The organism is Stenotrophomonas sp. a6, from assembly GCF_030913325.1.
Taxonomy (GTDB): domain Bacteria; phylum Pseudomonadota; class Gammaproteobacteria; order Xanthomonadales; family Xanthomonadaceae; genus Stenotrophomonas; species Stenotrophomonas maltophilia.
In genome coordinates this window covers 2,486,235-2,507,526 of sequence record NZ_CP133161.1, presented here as the reverse complement: position 1 = coordinate 2,507,526, position 21,292 = coordinate 2,486,235, and the positions used below count along the sequence as shown (strand labels likewise).

At 68.2% G+C, this 21,292-nt stretch carries 16 protein-coding genes; 14 read left to right on the top strand and 2 right to left on the bottom strand.

Annotated features, from left to right (window positions below; genetic code table 11):
• The 7 genes from Q9Q79_RS11605 to Q9Q79_RS11575 all read left to right on the top strand — a co-directional run bounded on the left by Q9Q79_RS11605 (position 1) and on the right by Q9Q79_RS11575 (position 6,560).
• The gene (locus tag Q9Q79_RS11605; RefSeq protein ID WP_012480467.1) at positions 1–900 is read left to right on the top strand and encodes a peptidylprolyl isomerase; all 900 of its coding nucleotides are present in this window, start codon (positions 1–3) and stop codon (positions 898–900) included.
• A 23-nt stretch (positions 901–923) separates the two neighbouring features.
• Positions 924–2,255 (top strand): nitrate/nitrite transporter, encoded by a 1,332-nt coding sequence (locus tag Q9Q79_RS11600; RefSeq protein WP_012480466.1) that lies wholly within the window; start codon positions 924–926, stop codon positions 2,253–2,255.
• 194 nt (positions 2,256–2,449) lie between these two features.
• Positions 2,450–3,664 carry a coproporphyrinogen III oxidase gene (locus Q9Q79_RS11595; protein WP_044570336.1) on the top strand — a complete coding sequence of 405 codons (1,215 nt, stop codon included), beginning with the start codon at positions 2,450–2,452 and terminating at the stop codon, positions 3,662–3,664.
• Between the two features lie 11 nt (positions 3,665–3,675).
• Positions 3,676–4,452, top strand: coding sequence for a helix-turn-helix domain-containing protein (locus Q9Q79_RS11590; RefSeq protein ID WP_010485317.1), 777 nt, complete (start codon positions 3,676–3,678; stop codon positions 4,450–4,452).
• 19 nt (positions 4,453–4,471) lie between these two features.
• On the top strand, positions 4,472–5,215 hold the full coding sequence (gene modA / locus Q9Q79_RS11585) for a molybdate ABC transporter substrate-binding protein (protein ID WP_088431190.1): 744 nt from the start codon (positions 4,472–4,474) through the stop codon (positions 5,213–5,215).
• Positions 5,216–5,218: 3 nt separating this feature from the next.
• Positions 5,219–5,902, top strand: a complete 684-nt coding sequence (modB, locus tag Q9Q79_RS11580) for a molybdate ABC transporter permease subunit (protein WP_005409908.1) — start codon at positions 5,219–5,221, stop codon at positions 5,900–5,902.
• A complete protein-coding gene (locus tag Q9Q79_RS11575) occupies positions 5,892–6,560 on the top strand; it encodes an ATP-binding cassette domain-containing protein (protein WP_012480463.1) in 669 nt (222 codons plus the stop codon). Before modB ends, Q9Q79_RS11575 begins: the two co-directional genes overlap by 11 nt.
• 199 nt (positions 6,561–6,759) lie before the next feature.
• Here the strand turns inward: Q9Q79_RS11575 and Q9Q79_RS11570 are convergent, their stop codons facing one another.
• A complete protein-coding gene (locus Q9Q79_RS11570; RefSeq protein WP_201862433.1) occupies positions 6,760–8,289 on the bottom strand; it encodes a sulfite reductase flavoprotein subunit alpha in 1,530 nt (509 codons plus the stop codon).
• Entirely contained in the window at positions 8,286–8,714 is a 429-nt protein-coding gene (locus tag Q9Q79_RS11565) for a PAS sensor domain-containing protein (protein ID WP_005409905.1), read from the bottom strand. The genes Q9Q79_RS11570 and Q9Q79_RS11565 overlap by 4 nt, the downstream gene beginning before the upstream one ends.
• Before the next feature lie 579 nt (positions 8,715–9,293).
• Between Q9Q79_RS11565 and glgA the strand changes: the two genes are divergently transcribed.
• From glgA to glgX, 7 genes are read left to right on the top strand one after another with little or no spacing between them, the layout of a single operon-like run.
• Entirely contained in the window at positions 9,294–10,682 is a 1,389-nt protein-coding gene (gene glgA, locus Q9Q79_RS11560; protein ID WP_229297726.1) for a glycogen synthase GlgA, read from the top strand.
• On the top strand, positions 10,679–12,916 hold the full coding sequence (locus Q9Q79_RS11555; protein ID WP_201862435.1) for a 1,4-alpha-glucan branching enzyme: 2,238 nt from the start codon (positions 10,679–10,681) through the stop codon (positions 12,914–12,916). The genes glgA and Q9Q79_RS11555 overlap by 4 nt, the downstream gene beginning before the upstream one ends.
• Positions 12,913–14,631 (top strand): malto-oligosyltrehalose trehalohydrolase, encoded by a 1,719-nt coding sequence (treZ, locus tag Q9Q79_RS11550; RefSeq protein ID WP_201862436.1) that lies wholly within the window; start codon positions 12,913–12,915, stop codon positions 14,629–14,631. Before Q9Q79_RS11555 ends, treZ begins: the two co-directional genes overlap by 4 nt.
• Positions 14,628–16,472 carry a 4-alpha-glucanotransferase gene (locus tag Q9Q79_RS11545; protein WP_201862438.1) on the top strand — a complete coding sequence of 615 codons (1,845 nt, stop codon included), beginning with the start codon at positions 14,628–14,630 and terminating at the stop codon, positions 16,470–16,472. The genes treZ and Q9Q79_RS11545 overlap by 4 nt, the downstream gene beginning before the upstream one ends.
• Positions 16,469–19,042 (top strand): malto-oligosyltrehalose synthase, encoded by a 2,574-nt coding sequence (treY, locus tag Q9Q79_RS11540; RefSeq protein ID WP_099473560.1) that lies wholly within the window; start codon positions 16,469–16,471, stop codon positions 19,040–19,042. Before Q9Q79_RS11545 ends, treY begins: the two co-directional genes overlap by 4 nt.
• Positions 19,011–19,181 (top strand): DUF2934 domain-containing protein, encoded by a 171-nt coding sequence (locus Q9Q79_RS11535; RefSeq protein ID WP_005413658.1) that lies wholly within the window; start codon positions 19,011–19,013, stop codon positions 19,179–19,181. The genes treY and Q9Q79_RS11535 overlap by 32 nt, the downstream gene beginning before the upstream one ends.
• On the top strand, positions 19,168–21,288 hold the full coding sequence (gene glgX, locus Q9Q79_RS11530) for a glycogen debranching protein GlgX (RefSeq protein WP_099473558.1): 2,121 nt from the start codon (positions 19,168–19,170) through the stop codon (positions 21,286–21,288). Before Q9Q79_RS11535 ends, glgX begins: the two co-directional genes overlap by 14 nt.
• The last annotated feature ends 4 nt before the right edge of the window (positions 21,289–21,292 follow it).

Sequence of the window (21,292 nt, the reverse complement as noted above, 5' to 3'; positions counted from 1 at the left end):
ATGGGCAGCCTGCCGAAATTCCTGCCGATCACCGTGATCGACTCCGCTGCGCCGGTTCCCGCCGAGGCGCATTCGCACCACCATGACGCGGCAGCGCAGGGGCCGCGCTCGCTCGGGCAGCCGGCACCGTGCCGGCTGTTCGTGGACGAGACCGCGATCAGCGAGGCCGACATCGCCCGCGAGATGCAGCACCACCGGGCGATGCGCCCGGAGCAGTCTCGTGCCGAAGCGGCACGTGCACTGGTGGTGCGCGAGCTGCTGCGCCTGGAAGCGCAGCGGCTTGGGCTGCAGGCGCCGGAGGGCAACCGAGTAAGCGACGAGGAAGTGCTGATCCAACAGCTGCTGGAAGATGCGATCAAAGACCGCGTACCGAGTGATGAAGACTGCCGCCGGTACTTCGAGCAGAACCCGGAGCGCTTCCGCTCCCCCGACCGCGTGCGTCTGCGCCATATCCTGCTGGCCGCGCCGGCCGACGACGTGGCTGGGCGCTTCGCCGCACGTACCGAGGGCGAGCGGCTGGTCGGGCTGCTGAAAGAGTCGCCGCACCTGTTCGCCGATTTCGCCCTGCGCCATTCGCGTTGCCCATCCAGCAGCGAGGGCGGCGACCTGGGCTGGCTGCAGCGTGGGCAGACCACGCCGGAGTTCGACCGCCAGGTGTTCCGCCTGCGCGAGGGCCTGGCCGGTTTCCCGGTGGAATCGCGCTGGGGCTACCACGTGGTCTGCGTCGATGCACGCGAGGAAGGCCAGCCGCAGCCGTTCGAGGCGGTGCTGCCGCAGCTGCGTGACTACCTGGAGCTGCAGGTACGCCAGCGTGAAGTGCAGGCCTACCTGCTGCAGCTGCAGGAACGCTACCCGGTGCGCGGGCTGGATGAGATCGAAGCCGAAGCGGATATCGGCTGAACCCCCTTGAACGAGGAGAATTCATGAACCAGGCCCTTGCCCCCGCCAGTGCCGGGCAGCAGCAACGTGCGCTGTGGCTGAGCACGTTCGCCTTCACCGTGTGCTTTGCGGTGTGGATGATCTTTTCGATCATCGGCATCCAGATCAGTCAACAGCTCGGCTTGAATGACACCCAGTTCGGCCTGTTGATCGCCACGCCGGTGCTGACCGGTTCGGTCAGCCGGGTCTTCCTCGGCATATGGTCCGACCAGTTCGGTGGCCGCAAGGTGATGGTGCTGGTGATGCTGTGTGGCGCAGTGGCCACCTGGATGCTGACCTATGCCCAGACCTACACCCAGTTCCTGATTGCCGCGCTGTGCGTGGGTATCGCCGGCGGCAACTTCTCGGTGGGCGTGGCCTACGTCTCGAAGTGGTTCCCGGCCAGCAAGCAGGGCACCGCACTGGGCATCTTCGGTGCTGGCAACATCGGCTCGGCGGTGACCAAGCTGCTGGCGCCGCTGGTGATGGTGGCGGCCGGCTGGACCATGGTCGCCAAGGTCTGGGCCGTCGCGCTGGCCGTCACGGCGGTGCTGTTCTTCCTCTTCAGCAAGGAAGATCCGTCGCTGGAGCAGCGCCGTCGCGAAGGCGTGAAGCCGGTGCCGTTCGCCGAGCAGATGGCGCCACTGAAGAACCTGCAGGTGTGGCGGTTCTCGCTGTACTACTTCTTCGTGTTCGGTGGCTTCGTGGCGCTGGCGCTGTGGCTGCCGCACTACCTGGTGGGCGCCTATGGCATGGACGTGGGCCACGCCGGCATGCTGGCGGCGTGCTATTCGATCCCGGCCAGCCTGTTCCGCGTGGTCGGTGGCTGGATGTCGGACCGGATGGGGGCGCGCCGGGTGATGTACTGGACCTTCGGCGTGTCGGCCATCTGCACCTTCCTGCTGGCCTACCCGGATACCGAGTATGTGGTGAAGGGCATCCATGGCCCGATCCACTTCCATCTGGCCATCGGCGTGGTGATGTTCACCGTGCTGGTGTTCGTGCTGGGCTTCTTCATGTCGCTGGGCAAGGCCGCGGTCTACAAGCACATCCCGGTGTACTACCCCAAGCACGTGGGTGCCGTGGGCGGCGTGGTTGGCATGATCGGTGGCCTGGGTGGCTTCATCCTGCCGATCGTGTTCGGTGCATTGAACGATGCGGTGGGCATCTGGAGCAGCTGCTTCATGCTGCTGTTCGTGCTGGTGGCCGCTGCACTGGCCTGGATGCACTTCGCGATCCGTCGCATGGAACGCCGCCACTTCCCGCAGATCGACCGCGAAACCGACCTGCCCGAAGCCATCGATGCGGCCGCCGCCGAGCGGGTGCGCGGTGGGTGAAGGTGTTTGCCGGCCAGCGGCCGGCACTACCAGAACGGTGCGCGATGGGTGGAGGGTGCTGCCGGCCAGCGGCCGGCACTACCGAGTGGTGGATGAAAGGGTAGTGCCGGCCGCTGGCCGGCAGGAACCATCAGATGCGCCACGCTTGATTTCAATCAGGGCCACGCGAAGAGGAACGCCCGAAGATGTCTGCCATGAGCTTCCACGTTGACGAGAGCGAGGACACTGCGCTGCAGGCTGCATTGCTGCGGCAACCGCGGCACGTGCTGTTTCCGCCGGCTGACCAGTTCAGTACTGGTTTTGGCGAAAGCGGCTGGCGCGCTGCCATGCGCGCCAGCAATGAGCACCTGATCCCACGCGGCTTGACGCTCGGCTTCCAGGTCGGTCGTGGCGGGCGCGGTGTGCCGCCGCAGGCCTATCTGGACACCTTGCTGCTGGCGCTGCGGCTGCAGGCCGACGTGCTGGCCGAGGACCGTGAAGTGGTGGCGATGGTACTGCAGCTGGGGCTGGCCGAGACGTTGCCGCCGCCGCAGCTCGGCCAGCTGCTGGATGCGGTGCCGCAGCACCTGCGCACCGTGGCGCGGCCCCAGGTGGAGGTGCGGCTGGACGCAGGCAGCGCGCTGGCGCCGGCGCAGCTGCGTGCGGTGGGCTGCACCCGTTTGAACGTGATCGATCGCGCCGATGCACCGGGGCCGACCCTGCTGGCACAGGCGCGACAGGTGGGCTTCACCGCGCGCTACTACCAGTTGCGGGTACCCGGCAGCGAGGACGCTGGCTTCATTGAACGGCTGCACGAGGTGCTGGCCGAGGCACCGGAGCGCATCCTGCTGCCGGCGCCGTGTGCGCTGCCAGAATACCCCTCGGCCGTCCATTGGCTGCAGGCCTGGCGCCTGCTGCGCGCTGCGGGTTACGAACCGATTGGTGGCGATCACTATCAGCGCGGCGATCTGCCGAACCCGCACGGTCCGGGCGATGGCCAGCGCCATTGCGATCTTGCCAGCGTGCCACGCCGCGACCGCAGTGATTTCATCGGGCTTGGCCTGTCTGCCTGCAGCCAGATCGGCGAGGTGTTCTACCGGCTGGAGGACGAACTGGGCGAATGGCGTGCGCGGCTGCTGGCGGGTCACATGGGAGTCTCCGCCGGGCTGATCCTGTCCGAGGACGAGCGGTTGGTGGCCGAAGTGGCGCAGAGCATCGCCTGTGACCACGCCCTCGATGCGGCTGCCTTCGAGTGGCGCAACGATGAACCGTTCGAGGAATGTTTCGCCGAACAGCTGCCCGCGTTGTCGCCGCTGCTGGCACGCGGCTGGGCGCAGTGGGATGCGCGCGTGCTGCGCCTGGCCGAAGAAGGGCGCCTGCTGTGGCGTATGATGGCCGCATGCTTCCGGCCGGCGGCCGCCATCGCTTGAGTCTTGCCCCGATGTCTTCAATTCCGCCTTCGCAGGGCCGTCTCGGCCGGGCCACACCCAACCCCGCCGCCGCCGATGATGGCGACGCACTGCACTTCTGCAGCACCTGCGCGTTCTCCGACGCATGCATGTCGCAGGGTTACGACAAGACCGCACTGGGCGACCTGCACGTGCTGGTCGACCATGTCGGTCCGTTCCATGCAGGTGACTACATCTTCCGCGCCGGCGAATCGTTCGATTCGATTGCTGCGGTGCGCGCGGGCATGGTCAAGACCTTCGTCGATGACAGCCAGGGCAACGAGCAGGTGCTGGGCTTCAGCCTGCCGGGCGAAGTGATCGGCCTCAACGCGATCCACGGTTCGCGCTTCCCCTGCAATGCGGTGGCGCTGGACACCGTGCACCTGTGCCGCATCTCGTTCCCCAAGCTCAGCCTGTTGGCGACCCGCATGCCGGGGCTGCAGGCCAAGCTGTTCAGCCTGCTCAGTGCGGAGATCGGCAAGGTCGCGACCCTGGCCGCCAACCACCGTACCGAAGAACGCATGGCCGCGTTCCTGCTGGACATGTCCGAGCGCTACGCGCGGCGCGGTTTCTCCGCCACGCGCTTCAACCTGACGATGGCGCGTACCGAGATCGCCAATTACCTGCGGATGGCGCCGGAAACCGCCAGCCGCGTGCTGCGCCGCCTGAGCGATGATGGGATCATTGCGGTGAAGCAGCGCGAGATCCTGTTGCTGCAGCCCGAGCGCCTGGCAGCGCTGGCGGTGGCCGACGAATCCGATCCGAACTGAACCTGGCCGGGAGCCGACGATGAAGCGAGCTGGACTGTTGTTGCTGGGACTGCTGGCTACGGTGCCGGCCTGGGCGGCCGAGCTGACGGTGTCTGCGGCATCGAGCCTGACCGAGAGCTTCCGCGAGCTGGGCGCGGCGTATGAGAGGGCGCACCCGGGAACCAAGGTCGATTTCAACTTTGCCGCATCCGGCGTGCTGCTGCAGCAGATCAGCCGTGGCGCACCGGTGGATGTGTTCGCGTCGGCCGATGAAACCACGATGGACCAGGCCCAGCAGCAGGACCTGCTGGCGGCCGGTACCCGCGAGGTGTTCGCGGTGAACGCGCTGTGGGTGGTGGTACCGCCGCAGGCCAGGGCCGCGCCGCGCACCTTGAAGGACCTGGCCGGTGCCGGTGTGCAGCGCGTTGCGCTGGGCAACCCGGACAGCGTGCCGGTTGGCCGCTATGCCAAGGGCGCGCTGGAAGCGGCGGGCCTGTGGCCGTCGGTGCAGGGCAGGATCATCACGACGCAGAACGTGCGCCAGTCGCTGGATTACGTGGCGCGCGGTGAAGTGGATGCGGGCTTCGTCTATGCCACAGATGCACAGGCGATGCCCGACCGGGTGCGCCGCGCCTTCGCGGTTCCGGTGGCGGGGCGCATTGCCTATCCGCTGGCGGTGACCAGGGCCAGCGCGCAGTCGGCCGAAGCCAGGCGCTTCACCGCCTTCGTGCGTTCGGCGCCGGGCCAGGCGATCCTGGCCAAGCACGGGTTCGGCAAGCCCTGACGCATGGATCTCGACTGGAGCGCACTGGGGTTGTCGCTGAAGGTGGCCGGCTGGGCCACCGCGATCAATCTGGTGCTGGGCGTGGCACTGGGCGCGCTGCTGGCGCGGCGGCGCTTTCCCGGCCGCGAGCTGCTGGATTCGCTGCTGACCCTGCCGATGGTGCTGCCACCGACGGTGCTGGGCTATTACCTGCTGGTGCTGATCGGCCGCAACGGCCCGATCGGCGCGTGGCTGCAGTCGTGGTTCGGCATCAACCTGGTGTTCACCTGGCAGGCCGCGGTGATCGCCGCGGCGGTGGCTTCGCTGCCGCTGGTGTTCAAGCCGGCACGCGCGGCGTTCGAAGAAGTGGACGGGCAGCTGGAGCAGGCCGCGCGCACGCTTGGAGTGTCCGAAGCAGCGGTGTTCTTCCGCGTCACGCTGCCGCTGGCGTGGCGCGGCATTCTTGCCGGCCTGCTGCTGGCCTTCGCACGCGCGATGGGTGAGTTTGGCGCGACATTGATGGTGGCCGGCAGCATTCCGGGACGCACGCAGACGCTGTCGATCGCCATCTACGAGGCGGTGCAGGCCGGCCAGGATGGCAAGGCCAATGCGCTGGTGATCCTGACTTCGGTGGTGTGCATCGTGATCCTGTTGCTGGCAGCGCGGCTGGTGGGCGGGCGTCGCCGGGAGCTGCGCGATGTGGCTTGACCTGCAGGTGCGGCGCCGCCTGCAGGCGGCCGGCCAGGATTTCGTGTTGGACGTATCGCTGCAGTGCACGCAGCGCCAGGTGGTGCTGTTCGGACCTTCAGGCGCCGGCAAGAGCCTGACCCTGAAGGCGGTGGCCGGGCTGCTGCGGCCGGGCCAGGGCCATGTGCGCCTGCAGGGGCAGACCCTGTTCGACGCGGCCACCGCTGTGGATCTGCCGCCGCAGCGCCGCCGGCTGGGCTACGTGTTCCAGGATTACGCGTTGTTCCCGCACCTGAGCGTGCGCCAGAACGTGGCGTTCGGGCTGCAGAAGGGCTGGTTGAATCCGCGGGTCGGCCAGCGTTTCGATGCGGTGGAGCAGTGGCTGCACGCATTCCGCATCGACACGGTGGGCGATCTGCTGCCGTCGCAGGTCTCCGGTGGCCAGCGCCAGCGCACTGCATTGGCGCGCGCCCTGGTGACGCAGCCGCAGGCGCTGCTGCTGGATGAGCCGTTCTCCGCACTGGACCATGACCTGCGCCAGCATCTGCGCCAGGAGCTGGAGACCGTGCTGGACAAGACCGGCATTCCGCTGCTGTTGATCAGCCACGATCCACAGGACGTGGCCATGTTCGGCCAGCAGGTGGCGCGCGTGGTGGACGGCCGCATTGTCGGCAATTGACCCGTGATGGACGCACCGGCGACGGTGGGTCACATCTGATGGTAGTGCCGGCCGCTGGCCGGCAACCAAGGGATACTGGGCAGCCGGCCAGCGGCCGGCTCTACCGTGATGCACGGGCGATGGTTGGCTACATATTCTGGTAATGCCGGCCAGCGGCCGGCTCTACCGGTCCAGGATTCGTGCAGTCCAGTGGTACCGATCAATACAGCTCACAGTGCGTGCGGCCTTCACCGCGCAGCGCGTCCCAGCGCCCTTCGCCACCGATGGCATCGATGGCCTCGCGCACCGCGCCCTCCAGATGGCGCTTGTTGCCGCACAGGTAAAGATGCCCGCCGCGGGCCAGGACGTCGCGCACTTCGCTGGCGCGCTGCTGCAGCACATGCTGCACATAGATCTTTTCAGCGCCATCGCGCGAGAACGCGGTATGCAGGCCGGCCAGCACGCCACGCGCGTGCCAGTCCTGCAGCTGGTCGCGATACAGGTAATCGTGCTGGCGGTGCTTCTCGCCAAACACCAGGTGCACCTCGCGTTCGCAGCCGTTGGCCTGCAGCTCCTGCATCAGGCCCATCAGCGGTGCGATGCCGGTGCCGGTGCCGACCAGCAGCAGCGGCGCCTGGCCGGTATCGGGCAGGTGGAAGCCAGGGTTGGAGCGGCAGTACACACGGGCGTGGTCGCCGCCATGCAGCAGGCTGCCGGTGGCGGTGCCGAAGCGCTCGCGGCCGCGCAGGGTGTAGCGCACTTCGCGCACGCACAGGCTCAGCTGGTCGTCGCACGGGTGTGAGGCGATCGAATAGGCACGCGGCAGCCGCGGTGACAGCAGTTCGCGCAGCCGGGCCAGCGGCACGCTGTCCGGCGTGGCGTGGTCCTGCAGCACGTCCAGCAGGTCCAGGCCGTGCAGGTAGGCTTCCAGCTCGCGCTTCTGGCTGACCTTCAACAGGCCCTTCAGTACCTCGCTGCCGCCGAGCCTGGCCAGTTCGCGCAGCACGCCCTTGCTCAGCAGGCGCAGCTCGCGGTCGTGCAGGGCGGCCACGGCGGCGGTGTCGCCGTACCAGGTAGCCAATGCCTGCAGCAAGGCAGGGTCGTTCTCGGGTACCACGTGCAGGGTGTCCCCCGCGCGGTAGGCCATGCCACTGCCGGCAATGTCCAGTTGCAGGTGCCAGGCGGCCGGGTCGCTGCTGTTCAAGCGGCGGCGTTCGAGGATAGGAGCGGCAAACGCATTGTCTTCGCCATAGGCGGTGACCTGCAGGTGCAGGTGCTGGCCAGCGCTGAGGTCGCCATCCAACACCTGGCCGAGCACCGGCTGCCATTGCTGGAAGAACTGCTCGTAGCCCAGGTCGGCGTCCACCCGATGCAGCAGCGGCTGCGCCTGGCGCTCGCTCAGCGCGGCATCCAGCGCCTTGGTGAAGCCGCAGAAGCTCGGGTAGCCGGTATCACCGAGCCCGAACACTGCATAGCGCAGGCCGCTCAGCGTCGGGACCTGGCGCAGCGTTTCGAAGAACTGCTCGCCATTGGCTGGCGGCTCACCGTCACCGAAGGAACTGGAGATCGCCAGCAGCACATCGCCTTGGCCGAGACTGGCTACGTCGATGTCGTTGAACGGGAGCACCTGCGGCCCGTGCGGCTGCAGTTCCGCGCCCAGGCGCTGGGCCAGGGCGCGGGCGTTGCCCGACTCGGACGCGAAACCCACCAGCAGACGGCTGAAGGGCGTACTGGTCGGGAGAGCGTTCACGCGGCCTCGTAGAAGTCGTCGAACTTTTCCTTGCTGAACTCGACCAGGTCGTAGTTCTGCATCAGGTCGTTCACCACGCGGCGGATGCTGATGTAGGAGGTGATGTTGCCGTCTGCGTCGAACAGCGGCTGCACGGTGGTGTCGACCACGTAGAGCACGCCGCCCTTGCCGAGGTTGGGCACGATGCCGGTCCAGGTCTTGCCGGCCTTGATGGTGTCCCACATGTCCTTGTATACGGCCTTGGGCACGTCCGGGTGGCGCACGATGCTGTGCGGCTGGCCGATCAGCTCTTCGCGGGCGAAGCCGGTGAGCGTGCAGAACAGGTCATTGGCGTAGGTGATGTTGCCCTGCAGGTCGGTGGTGGAGATCACCATGACGTTCTGCATGGCGTTCAGCAGCTGGGCGTTGTCGGGGGTGTAGCTCATCGCAGGGTCCTTGTGGATGCCGGCCGCGCCGGCGTGTTCGGGTCCTGCATAGGAATACGCCCGCGCGGCGGCGGGCGGTTTGACATTGGTCAAGCGCGTAGCGCGAAGGCCTGCGACCGGGTGTCGCAGGGTGAGTCTCTTAAAGACCAATCCAGCTCGGCTCAGGCGGCACGTGGGATTGCCAACAGCCGGGCGTGGGCTCGGCCCCATCGCAGGAGACACGGGCAGGAGGCGGGCGCATGTCATGTGTACTGAGCTCATGACGTGTTGTCACAAAGAAATCGCCATGGCTTCACGGTTGATTGATCGCATGCAGGGCTATTGTCGTCCTGAGCCTCTCGCTGACGTCCCCCACGTCCTGCGTCGACTTCCTTCCCACCATCAGCGCCCGTCCGGGCGCCGCTGGCGTCCGTCTGCCTGAAATACCCGAGAGACCCTCCCATGGCCCGCGCTGTCCAGTCCGCTTCATCTGTTGTGACCTCTCCCGGTTCGCTCGTGCCGATCGGCACCCGGCGTGGCCACTCGCAGCCACTGCAGCTGCCGGAGCTGGTACAGCGTGTGTTGTTCGTCGCGACCGAGATGGCCGACTTCATCAAGGCCGGGGGCCTGGGCGACGTGGCCGCAGCCCTGCCGCGTGCGGTACGCGGCGCCTGTGATTCGCGCGTGCTGCTGCCCGGCTACCCGGAGGTACTGCAGCGCCTGCCACAGCTGCAGCGGGTGGGACAGGTCAGCGCGAGGGCGGGCCTGCCTGCGTGCGGGATCGGCATGGCAGTGCAGGCAGACGGCCTTCCGATCTACGTGCTGCTCTCGCCAGAGCTGTACGAGCGCGAAGGTTCGCCATACGTCGATGGGCAGGGCCAGGAGTGGAAGGACAACGCGGTTCGCTTCGCCACGCTCTCACACGCGGCGGCGGAGATTGCGGCCGGGCGTGCCGGGCTGGACTGGTCGCCGCAGCTGCTGCACCTGAATGATTGGCCTGTGGCCATGGCGGCAGCCTACGTGCGTTGGGACCGGACCACCGTGCCGACCCTGCTGACCATCCACAACCTGGCTTACCAGGGGCTGTTTCCGTATGCGCTTGCACCTGTGCTGGGCGTGCCGGTCGAACACCTGGATGAACTGCACTTCCACGGGCAGATGTCGTTCCTGCAGGGTGGCATCACCAATGCCACGCGGCTGAACACGGTCAGCCTGCGCTACGCGCAGCAGATCACCGCCCCGGATGACGGCTGCGGGCTGCATGACCTGTTGGCGCGCCGGGCGGCCGGCGGACACCTGAGTGGCATCGTCAACGGCATCGACGCCAGTTGGGATCCACGCCGCGACATCCACCTCAAGGCCCATTTCGGCATCGGCGAATGGACCGGGCGCGCCACCAATGCGCACGCGGTGCGCAGTGCATTCGGCCTGGCGCCCTCGGCCGGCCCGCTGTTCGCGGTGGTCTCCCGCCTGGTGCACCAGAAAGGCCTGGACATCACATGCGACGTGGCGCCGCAGATCGTGGCGGCCGGCGGCCAGCTGGTCATCATCGGTGGCGGCGAGCCGCAGGTGGAAGCGCAGGTGCAGGCGCTGGCCCGGCGCTACCCCGGACGGGTGGGCGCATTCATCGGCTTCGAAGAGGCGCTGGCCCGCCAGATGTTTGCCGGCGCCGACTTCCTGCTGATGCCTTCGCGTTTCGAACCCTGTGGGTTGAGCCAGATGTACGCGCAGCGCTTCGGCTGCCTGCCCATCGCACACGCGACCGGCGGGCTGGTCGATACCGTCGAGGATGGCGTGACCGGATTCCTGTTCCACGGCGCCAATGCCGATGGCCTGCGCCGCTGCGTGGAACGGGCGATGCGCACCTTCCGCCTGCCCGGCCTGCTGCAGGCCATGCGCCGCGCCGCCATGCTGCGGCCGGGTGGCTGGGACGCGGCCGGACGCGCGTATCTGGCCCTGTACCAGCAGACCTGCCAGGTGGCCGCATGAGCCACGACAGCCTGCAGCCGGTCGCCCTCGAGGACGACTCCATGGCAACTGCCGGACGGGAGGAGGGCGTGGTGGCTCCGGTCCTGGACGACCTGGTTCATGCACGGCCGGCCGATGCGTTTGCCTGGCTCGGGCCGCACCAACAGCCCGATGGCCAGCGCCAGCTGCGCGTTCTGGTGCCCCACGCGCGTCGCGTGGAGGTGATTGCGGGCCCGGAGCGGCGCTGGGATCTGCAACCGGGCCCCTTGCCCGGCCTGTTCGAAGGTGCAGCAGGTGAAGCGCCCGTGCCGCTGCTCGCCCTGCATTTCGAGCAGGGTGTGGAGCAGGTGCACGATGCCTATTCCTTTGGTCCGTTGCTGGATGAGGCACTGCTGCAGCATTTCCATGCCGGTGATGCTGATGCAGCGCGGCAGTTGGGCGCAGTAGCGATGCAGGTACAGGGTATCGACGGGGTGCGCTTCGCGGTGTGGGCCCCCAACGCACGAAGGGTTGCCGTGGTCGGCGATTTCAACGGGTGGGATGGCCGGCGCCATCCGATGCGGCTGCGCCACACCGCTGGCGTGTGGGAGCTGTTCCTGCCTGGCGTGCAGGCCGGTGCCCGTTACAAGTTCCGCATTGTCGGCGCCGACGGCCGGGTGATGCCCGACAAGTTCGATCCGATGGCGCGCTGGGCCGAGCTGCCACCGGCCACCGCCTCGCGGGTGCCTTCGGCCGCGCCGATGCAGTGGCACGATGATGCATGGTTGGCGGCGCGGCGGCAGGCCGGAACCTGCACGCCGCTGTCCATCTATGAAGTGCATGCGGGCTCCTGGCAGCGCAGCGACGATGGTTCGCCGCTGGACTGGGATGTCTTGGCCGACCGGTTGATTCCGTACGTGGCAGGGCTTGGTTTCACCCACATCGAGCTGCTGCCGGTCAGCGAGCATCCCTTTGGCGGTTCCTGGGGCTATCAGCCACTGGGGATCTACGCGCCGACGGCGCGCCATGGCACGCCACAGGCCTTCGCACGCTTCGTGGACCGCTGTCATCAGGCCGGCATCGGGGTGATCGTGGACTGGGTGAGCGCGCACTTCCCCAACGATGCGCATGGCCTGGCCGGGTTCGATGGCACCGCGCTGTACGAGCATGCCGACCCGCGCGAAGGGGTGCACGCCGACTGGGACACGCTGATCTACAACTATGGCCGCAACGAAGTGGCCGCCTACCTGATCGGCAGTGCATTGGAGTGGGTGGAGCGGTTCCACATCGACGGTCTGCGCGTGGATGCCGTGGCGTCGATGCTGTACCGGGATTACAGCCGTGCCGAGGGCCAGTGGATACCCAACGAGCAGGGCGGGCGCGAGAACCTGCAGGCGGTCGCTTTTCTACGGCGGATGAACCAGACGCTGAGGGAGCGCTTCCCGGACGTGCTGGTGATCGCCGAGGAATCCACCGCATGGCCAGGGGTGACCGCGCCGGTGGAGCAGGGCGGGCTTGGTTTCACCCACAAATGGAACATGGGCTGGATGCACGACACCCTGCAGTACCTCGGGCGCGATCCGGTTCATCGCCAGCATCACCATAGCGAGATCAGCTTCGGCCTGGTCTACGCCTTCTCCGAACGGTTCGTGCTTCCGCTTTCGCATGACGAGGTGGTGCACGGCAAGGGAGCGCTGCTGGCCAAGATGGCGGGCGAGCCGGCGCAGCGGCTGGCCCAGCTCCGCGCGTACTACGGTTTCATGTGGGCGCACCCGGGCAGCAAACTGCTGTTCATGGGCGGCGAGTTCGGTCAGGGACAGGAGTGGTCGCACGATGCGGCACTGGACTGGGCACGGGCGGCCAGCAACGAGGGCCAGGGCCTGTCGCGCCTGGTGGGCGACCTCAATGCCGTGCTGCGCTCCGAACCTGCGCTGCACCGCGACGAACGCGACGAACGCGGTTTCGACTGGAGCGTGGCCGATGACAACCGCAACAGCGTCTACGCCTTCATCCGCCGGGATCCGGCCGGTAGCGGCCGCACCCTTCTGGTGGTGAGCAACTTCACTCCGGTACGTCGCGACGGCTACCGGGTCGGCGTGCCGCAACCGGGGTGTTGGACCGAACGGCTCAACACCGACAGCGGTTACTACGGTGGCGGCAACGCGGGAAACCTCGGCGCAGTGCATACCGAGCCGAGGCCGATGCATGGTCACGCGCAGTCGCTGCGGCTCACACTGCCGCCGCTGTCCACGCTGTACCTGCAGGTTGATGCATGACCGCAGTGGCGCCGCGCCTGGGCGCATGGCCGGTGGCCGGTGAAGGTGTCGAGTTCCGCGTGTGGGCACCTGACGCAGGCACCGTGGCGCTGTGCCTGCAGGGCGTGCTGCGGCCGATGCACCGCGACCCGGACGGCTGCCACTGGCTGCGGACACAGGCGTCGCATGGTGACCGCTACCGGTTCCGCCTGCCGTCCGGCCAGGACGTGCCAGACCCCGCCTCGCGCTGGCAACCGGACGGCGTCGATGGTGACAGCGCGGTGGTGCTTGGCACGGATGGAGCACAGCCCACGTGGCAGGGGCATGCCTGGCAGGACCTGGTGATCTATGAAGTGCACATCGAGGCCAGCGGCGGGTTCGCGGCGTTGACCGCGCAGCTGCCGATGCTGGCGGCCCTGGGCATCACCGCCATTGAACTGATGCCGGTCGCGCAGTTTCCCGGTGGCCGCAACTGGGGCTACGACGGCGTGTTCCCGTATGCGCCGGCCCATGCCTACGGCGGGCCGGCAGCGCTGAGGACCTTCATCGAGGCGGCGCACGATGCAGGGCTGTCGGTGCTGCTGGATGTGGTCTACAACCACTTCGGACCGCAGGGCAACCACCTGCGCGACTACGCGCGCGGGTTCTTCCGTGACGATCGCAGCACGCCGTGGGGCGAGGCCATCGACTTCCGCCAGCCCTGGGTGCGGCGCTTCTTCATCGACAATGCGCTGATGTGGCTGCGCGACTATGGCGTCGACGGACTGCGCCTGGATGCTGTGCACGCCATTGACGATGACCGGTTCCTGCAGCAGCTGGCCGATGAGGTACGCGCTGCGGTGCCGCAGGCGCACCTGGTGCTGGAGAACGAACGCAACCAGGCGCGTTGGCTGCGCGGCGCCTATCAGGGGCAGTGGAACGACGACTTCCACAACGCGCTGCATGTGATGCTGACCGGCGAGCAGGAAGGCTATTACGCGGCCTATGCCGGGCGCGCCGAAGCACTCCTGGCGCGCTGCCTGGCCGAGGGATTCGCCTGGCAGGGCGAACCGGACCTGCGCGGCGATCCCCGCGGCGAACCCAGCGCCGACCTGTCGCCCGCGCGTTTTGTGGTATTCGCGCAGAACCATGACCAGGTGGGCAACCGCGCTTTCGGCGAGCGCCTGTCGATGCTGACCGATCCTGCGCCGCTGCGCGCGGCGCTGGCCCTGACCCTGCTGACGCCGATGATCCCGCTGCTGTTCATGGGCGAACCGTGGCAGGCGCAATCGCCCTTCCTGTTCTTCACCGACTATGCGCCGCCGCTGGACGAGGCGGTGCGTGAAGGGCGTCGCCGTGAGTTCTCCGGTTTCAGTGCCTTTGCCGACGCCGCCGCGCGCGCGCGTATTCCGGACCCGAACGATGCGGCGACCCTGCAGGCGTCGTACACGCCGCCGCCCGGCGATGATCCCTGGTCGCAGCACTGGCTGCGCTGCACGGGTGAGTTCCTCGGCCTGCGCAGGCGCTATCTGCAGCCTGGCCTGCTGCAGGCGCGGTCGCTGGGCGCGCGCGTGCTGGGCCAGGGCGCGGTGCAGGCGGGCTGGCAGTTGCCATCGGGCCAGTGGTGGATCGCGATCAACGTGGGTCCGTCGCCGGTGGCCCACGCGATGCCGGCCGGCGAGTGCGTCGTGGGGCCGGATGCGGCCGCGATGCTGCCGGCAGGCGGCGGTGCGCTTGCGCGCTGGATCGCCGCATGAATACGGATGCGGCGGTGCGGGAGGCGGCTCGCCGTGCGGGCCTGCTGGTCCGCTGGACCGACGTGGCCGGAGCAGAGCGCGAGGTTGCGCCCGACGTGCTGCGCGCCGTGCTGTCGGAGTTCGCGTGCGACGGTGTGCCGGTGGTCCACCCGTTGCTCACCGCCTGCTGTGGTCAGCTCCTGGCCATGCCTGAGGCAACGGGCGCGGCGTGCTGGGTGGACGAGCAGGGCACAGCGTTGCCTGCACGTGCGGATGCGCAAGGGCGCTGGCGGGTTCCGGATCAGCCAGGCTATTGGCAGTGGCGCCAGGGCGGGCAGCAACAGGCGGTTGCGGTGGCACCGCAGCGTGCCTGGTGGCCGCAGGGCCTGCTGCGCGGTTGGGGTCTGTCGGCGCAGGTCTACAGCCTGCGCGCGCCCGATGATGCCGGCATCGGTGACAGCGCCGGCTGTGCGCGGTGGCGCGAGCTGCTGCACCGTCACGGCGGCGATGCACTGGCGTTGAGTCCGCTGCACGCCGGCCTGGCACCGGGCACGGGCTACAGTCCTTACTCGCCCAGCGACCGGCGCTGGCTCGATCCGCTGCAGGTGTCGCTGCCGCAGGTTTTGCCGGAGGCCGCCGGCAGCGTGTTGCGCGAGGACGAAGCACTGGCGATGGCCGTTGAAGCGGCTACCGCAGCACGCCGCATCGACTGGCCGCACTCGGCGACAGTGAAGTGGCGCTGGCTGCGCCAAGTGCGCCAATGGCTGCGGCAGCAGGCGCCGGCACAGTACGAACAGATGCAGACGTGGTGCGATGCGCAGGGCGAACCCCTGCTGCGGTATTGCCAGCACGCCGCCGACCGATTCACTGGAAGCGCCGACGACCATGCGTTTGCGCAGTGGTTGGCGCGGCAAGGCTGGGCGCAGGTGCAGGCGGGACTGCGCAACGACGGCGCGTCGATCGGACTGATCGCGGATCTGGCAGTGGGTTGTGCACCGCAGGGCGTCGAGGCCCGGACCGGCGGCGACCGCCTGCTGCAGGGCCTCGAGCTGGGCGCGCCGCCGGATGCGTTCAATCCGCTGGGCCAGGCCTGGGGTATCACCAGCTGGTCACCCTCTGCGTTGCAGCGCGAGGGGTTTGAACCGTTCATCCGCGTGTTGCGCGCCGTGATGGCGGGTCGCGGTGGATTGCGCATCGACCACATCCTGGGCCTGCAGCGGCTGTGGGTGCTGCCTCGTGGCGCGGGCGCCGGGCAGGGGGTGTATCTGCGCTATCCGTTCGATGATCTGATCAACCTGCTGGTGCTGGAATCGTGGCGCCATCGCTGCGTGCTGATTGGCGAAGACCTGGGCGTGGTTCCTCCGGGTATCCGCCAGCGACTGGCAGCCCGTGGCGTGCTGGGGCTGGAGGTGCTGCCGTTCGCCCGCAACGGTGAGCGCTTCCTGCCGGCGCCACGGTGGCGCCGCGATGCGGTGGCCATGCCCTCCACCCATGATCTGCCGCCGCTGGCCGGCTGGCTGCGTGGGCGCGACCTGCGCTGGCGTGCACGCCTGGGTGAGCTGACCGAGCTTGCCGCGGCGCTGCACGCGCGTGCCAGCGAGGTACAGGCGCTGTCCGCAGTCGCCCGGGGCGAGGGCGCGACGCTGGAAGCGCGTGCGCTGTCACTGGTGGCGCACGCACCTTCACGGCTGGCGCTGCTCCCGCTGGAAGATGCGCTGGGCAGCCGCGCGCAGGTGAACCTGCCGGGTACCGTCAGTGGTCACCCGAACTGGCGCCGACGCTTGCCGCTTGCGTGGGATCCGGACGCGGCCGATGCGCGCATTGCCCGGTTCAGCGCCACGCGACGCAAGGCGGGACGATGACCCGGTTGCGTGCCACCGCACGCCTGCAGCTGCATGCAGGCTTCAACTTCGAGGCCGCTGCGGCGCAGCTGCCGTACTACGCCGCGCTGGGCCTCAGCCACCTTTACCTGTCGCCGATCAGCGCTGCGATGCCAGGGTCCATGCATGGCTACGATGGCCTCGACCCGGCCCGCATCAATCCGGAACTGGGCGGCGAAGAAGCCTTCCAGCGGCTGGCGACAGCGGCGCGTGCGCATGGCATGGGCCTGATCCTGGACATCGTACCCAACCATCTTGCGGCATCCCCGCAGACGCCCTGGTGGAACGATGTGCTGCTGCACGGGTGCAGAAGTCCCCATGCAGGATGGTTCGACATTGACTGGGAGGCGCCGGGCTGCGAGGGCCGGCTCTGGCTGCCAGTGCTGGACCGGCCACTGCACGACGCCGTGCGCGATGGCGTGTTGCGCGTAGCAGTGGACGATGAGCGGCCGACGCTGCGTCATCACGGGCTGGCATTGCCGTTGTCTCCGCGCAGCCATCCGCTGGCACCCGCGCAGTGGCCGGCATGGGCGGAACGCTGCAACCGCAGCGTCGAACGGTTGCACACGCTGCTGCAGCGGCAGCACTACCGGCTGGCTTGGTGGCGCACGGCGGGCGATCAGGTGAACTACCGGCGCTTCTTCGACATCAACGAACTGGCCGCACTGCGGGTGGAGCGCGACGATGTGTTCGCGGCGGTGCATGCGCTGCCGTTGCGGCTGGTGCGTGAGGGGTGGGTTGACGGCCTGCGCATTGACCATGTGGATGGCCTGTCGTCACCCGGGCCGTACCTGCAACACCTGCGTGCGTCGCTCGACGCGGCCTGCGCGGCAGGCGGTCGCGACCCACAGGCAGTGAGCGTGCATGTGGAGAAGATACTGGCGGAGGACGAACAGCTGCCCGATGGCTGGGCCTGCGACGGCACGACGGGCTATGACTTCATGGACCAGGTTGGCGCCTGGCTGCATGATCCGGCTGCTGCACCCGCGCTCTCCCGCACCTGGCAAGCAGCGAGTGGCGACGCGCGCAGCTTTGACGACTTGCAGCAGGATGCCCGCAGCATGCTGCTGCGCACGTCGCTTCACACCGACTTCCAGCGACTGCTGCGCAGCGCGCAGCGGGTCCTGCAGCCCCGGCTGGCCGAAGCCGATATCGGAGCCGCTGCGCTTGCCCGTGCATTGGCCACGCTGCTGCGGCACTACCGTACCTACCGCCCCTATTCGCTGCAGGATGCGGGTGAACGGAAGGCCCTGGTGGACGCTGCCGTGGCAGCACGCGAGGCACTGGACGGTACGGCACACGCGGCACTGGATCTGCTGCTGCGGGCACTTCCCGGCGAGGCGGACGTCGAGCGCGCGCTGCGGGTGAGATTCGGGCAATTGGCCGCGCCGTTGAATGCCAAGTCGGTGGAGGACACAGCCTTCTATCGTTACTTCAGGCTGCTGTCGCGCAACGAAGTCGGAAGTGATCCGCAGCGGCTGGGCATGGAGGGACGCGAGCTGCTGGAACACGCAATGGGACGCCTGCAGCGCCATCCGCGGGCATTGCTTGCGCTGGCGACCCACGATCACAAGCGCGGGGCCGACAGCCGGGCGCGGCTGGCGGTTCTCAGCACCTGCACGGTCGAGTGGCGGGAGGCTGTGCGGCGCTGGAGCCGGATGTCGACCCGCGCGGGCGCGCCGATGCCGTTGCCGGGTGCCGAGGCCTATGCGCTGTGGCAGGCGCTCGTGGCCGCGTGGCCGATGCACGGTAACCCGGGCGCCGACTTCGCATCGAGGATGGTGCAATGGCTGACCAAGGCGTTGCGCGAGGGCAAACGGGTCAGCAGCTGGTCCGATCCCAACGTGGCGGTGGAGGAGGCCGCCGCGCAGTGGCTGCACGCGCTGCTGCATGGAGCGCCATTGCAGCCGGTGCGGGAGGCGCTGGCGACGTTCGTGGCGCGCATTGCGCCGGCCGGCGCCTGCAACGGCCTGGCGCAGCTGTGCCTGCAGCACTGCCTGCCCGGCGTGCCCGACCTCTACCAGGGCGGAGAAGGCTGGGACCTGAGCCTGGTGGACCCGGACAACCGGCGTGCCGTGGACTATCCAGTGCGGCAGGCGTGGCTGCGCGATACGCGCGGTTGGCCCGCCCTGCTGGAGGACTGGCGGGACGGTGGCATCAAGGCATTTCTGCTCAGGCGCTTGCTGGAGTGCCGCCGCAGGCACCCGCAGCTGTTCCTGCACGGCCAACTGCAGGCGCTGTCCGCACCGGCGCGTTCGCCCTGGCTGGCATTCGCGCGCAGGCATCAGGCGCAGGTGCTGCTGGTGATCGTGCGGCGTGGTTCGCCCACCGCCGTGCCCGGGCCCAGCCTGCACGCAGCACACGACGTCGGCACTGGCGTGATGCTGCACGGGCTGCCGACAGGCCGCATGCGCAACCTGCTGGACGGGCGCATCGAACATTTCAAGGCAACCGAGGACGCGGCACGGCTTCTGGCTGGCAGCCCGTTGGCGGTATGGATCAACGAGGAGACGGACAGGAATGGACAGCAGGGAACGACGGCAGCGGATTGAGGCATTGGCCCATCAGATATGGGAAGCGGAAGGGCGGCCGGACGACCAGCAGCAGCGGCATTGGCACATGGCCGAGCGCCTGGTGGAAGCCGAGATTGCCGCTGCGCGCGACGAGGAGGGAACCGATGGCCAGCCGTAAGTGGACGCAGACCTCGCGCGTGCGCGAAGGCCGGCCGTTCCCGCTGGGGGCGACCTGGGACGGCTTGGGTGTGAACTTCGCGCTGTACTCGCGGCACGCCACCCGGGTGGAACTCTGCCTGTTCGACGCGCGCAACCGTGAAGTCGAGCGTATCGCGCTGCCCGAGTACACCAACGAGATCTGGCACGGCTACCTGCCGGACGTGCGGCCCGGGCAGCGTTACGGCTACCGGGTGCACGGCCCGTATGCCCCGGAAGAGGGCCATCGCTTCAATCCCAACAAGCTGCTGCTGGACCCCTACGCCAAGCAGATCGTCGGCGAGCTGAAGTGGGCCCCACACCTGTTCGGCTACACCCTGGGTCACCGCGATGGCGATCTCAGTTTCGACCGCCGCGACAGCGCCGGTTACATGCCACGCTGTGCCGTGATCGATCCGGCTTTCAGCTGGGGCGCAGAGCGTGCACCTGCCACGCCCTGGGACCGGACCGTGATCTACGAAGCCCACGTGCGCGGACTGACCATGCAGCATCCCGACGTCCCGCAGGCCGAGCGCGGTACCTTCTCCGCGTTGCGGCACGATGCGGTGGTCGACCACCTCAGCCATCTGGGGGTGACCGCCATCGAGCTGCTGCCGGTGCATGCCTACGTGGATGACCAGCAGCTGCTCGAGCGCGGGCTGCGCAACTACTGGGGATACAACACCATCGGCTTCTTCGCGCCGCAGGCACGCTATCTGTCGCTGGGCACCGTGGCCGAGTTCAAGCAGATGGTCGCGCGCCTGCACAACGCGGGCATCGAGGTCATCCTGGACGTTGTGTACAACCACACGGCCGAAGGCAACGAGCTGGGCCCTACGCTGTCGTTCAAGGGCATCGACAACGCCAGCTACTACCGTTTGGCCGATGATCGCCGCTATTACATCAACGATACGGGTACCGGCAATACCTTCGACCTGACCAACGCCGGTGCGCTGCGCATGGTCATGGACTCCCTGCGCTACTGGGTGACCGAGATGCGGGTGGATGGGTTCCGCTTCGACCTGGCAACCATCCTCGGCCGCGAACGGCATGGCTTCGACGCCTCGGGCAGCTTCCTCGATGCGGTACGCCAGGACCCGATCCTGAGCCAGGTGAAACTGATTGCCGAGCCATGGGACATCGGCCCGGGCGGCTACCAGCTGGGCCAGTTTCCGCCGGGCTGGGCCGAGTGGAACGACCGCTTCCGCGACACGGTGCGCGCGCTGTGGCGTGGCGATGGCGGGCAGCTGGCGGAGTTTGCCACGCGCTTCACCGGCTCGGCCGACCTGTTCGAACACCACGGCAGGCGACCGTCGGCCAGCATCAATCTGGTGACGGCGCATGATGGATTCACCCTGCACGATCTGGTCAGCTACAACGATCGCCACAACGAGGCCAACGGCGAGGACAACCGTGACGGCCACTCACACAACCTTTCCAGCAACCACGGCGTGGAGGGAGACACCGATGATGCGGCGATCCTTTCGTTGCGTGCGCGGCAGATGCGCAACCTGCTGGCCACGCTGCTGCTGGCGCAGGGGACGCCGATGCTGCTGGCAGGCGATGAGTTCGGCCATTCGCAGCAGGGCAACAACAACGCCTACTGCCAGGACAATCCACTGAGCTGGATCGACTGGGAGCGCGCAGCATTGCCGGCTGCACAGGCGCAGGTGGCGTTCGTGCGGCGGGCGCTGTCGCTGCGCCGGCGCTATGGCCTGCTGCGCCGGAACCGGTTCCTGCGCGGCGAGTACGATGAGGCACTGGGCCTGCGCGATATCGACTGGCGGCATCCCGATGGTCGCGGCATGGAGGAAGCGGACTGGCATGACGCAGGGCTGCGTGCGCTGCTGATCGTGCTGGACGGTCGCAGCCCGGACAGTGGCCTGCGCGAGCCCGGGCGGCATGTCAGCCTGGCCCTGCTGTTGAACGCCGGGGAGCAGCCGCAGCGGTTCTGTGTGTCAGACGACGCCCTGTCGTTCCGGCGCGTACTCCTGCAGACCGACGAAACGCCGTTGGAGCCGGATGAGGAAGGCGCCTGGACGCTGCCGCCGCGCAGCCTGTGCCTGCTGGCGGCAAGCAGCAGCGCGTGATTGC

Excerpts from the sequence above, each read along its gene's own strand:
- Q9Q79_RS11535 (WP_005413658.1), top strand. The coding sequence starts at position 19,011 with ATGGACAGCAGGGAACGACGGCAGCGGATTGAGGCATTGGCCCATCAG.
- modB (WP_005409908.1), top strand. The coding sequence starts at position 5,219 with ATGGATCTCGACTGGAGCGCACTGGGGTTGTCGCTGAAGGTGGCCGGC.
- glgX (WP_099473558.1), top strand. The coding sequence starts at position 19,168 with ATGGCCAGCCGTAAGTGGACGCAGACCTCGCGCGTGCGCGAAGGCCGG.
- glgA (WP_229297726.1), top strand. The coding sequence starts at position 9,294 with ATGGCCGACTTCATCAAGGCCGGGGGCCTGGGCGACGTGGCCGCAGCC.
- modA (WP_088431190.1), top strand. The coding sequence starts at position 4,472 with ATGAAGCGAGCTGGACTGTTGTTGCTGGGACTGCTGGCTACGGTGCCG.
- Q9Q79_RS11595 (WP_044570336.1), top strand. The coding sequence starts at position 2,450 with ATGAGCTTCCACGTTGACGAGAGCGAGGACACTGCGCTGCAGGCTGCA.
- Q9Q79_RS11545 (WP_201862438.1), top strand. The coding sequence starts at position 14,628 with ATGAATACGGATGCGGCGGTGCGGGAGGCGGCTCGCCGTGCGGGCCTG.
- Q9Q79_RS11600 (WP_012480466.1), top strand. The coding sequence starts at position 924 with ATGAACCAGGCCCTTGCCCCCGCCAGTGCCGGGCAGCAGCAACGTGCG.
- Q9Q79_RS11605 (WP_012480467.1), top strand. The coding sequence starts at position 1 with ATGGGCAGCCTGCCGAAATTCCTGCCGATCACCGTGATCGACTCCGCT.
- Q9Q79_RS11555 (WP_201862435.1), top strand. The coding sequence starts at position 10,679 with ATGAGCCACGACAGCCTGCAGCCGGTCGCCCTCGAGGACGACTCCATG.
- Q9Q79_RS11575 (WP_012480463.1), top strand. The coding sequence starts at position 5,892 with ATGTGGCTTGACCTGCAGGTGCGGCGCCGCCTGCAGGCGGCCGGCCAG.
- Q9Q79_RS11590 (WP_010485317.1), top strand. The coding sequence starts at position 3,676 with ATGTCTTCAATTCCGCCTTCGCAGGGCCGTCTCGGCCGGGCCACACCC.
- treZ (WP_201862436.1), top strand. The coding sequence starts at position 12,913 with ATGACCGCAGTGGCGCCGCGCCTGGGCGCATGGCCGGTGGCCGGTGAA.
- Q9Q79_RS11565 (WP_005409905.1), bottom strand. The coding sequence starts at position 8,714 with ATGAGCTACACCCCCGACAACGCCCAGCTGCTGAACGCCATGCAGAAC.
- treY (WP_099473560.1), top strand. The coding sequence starts at position 16,469 with ATGACCCGGTTGCGTGCCACCGCACGCCTGCAGCTGCATGCAGGCTTC.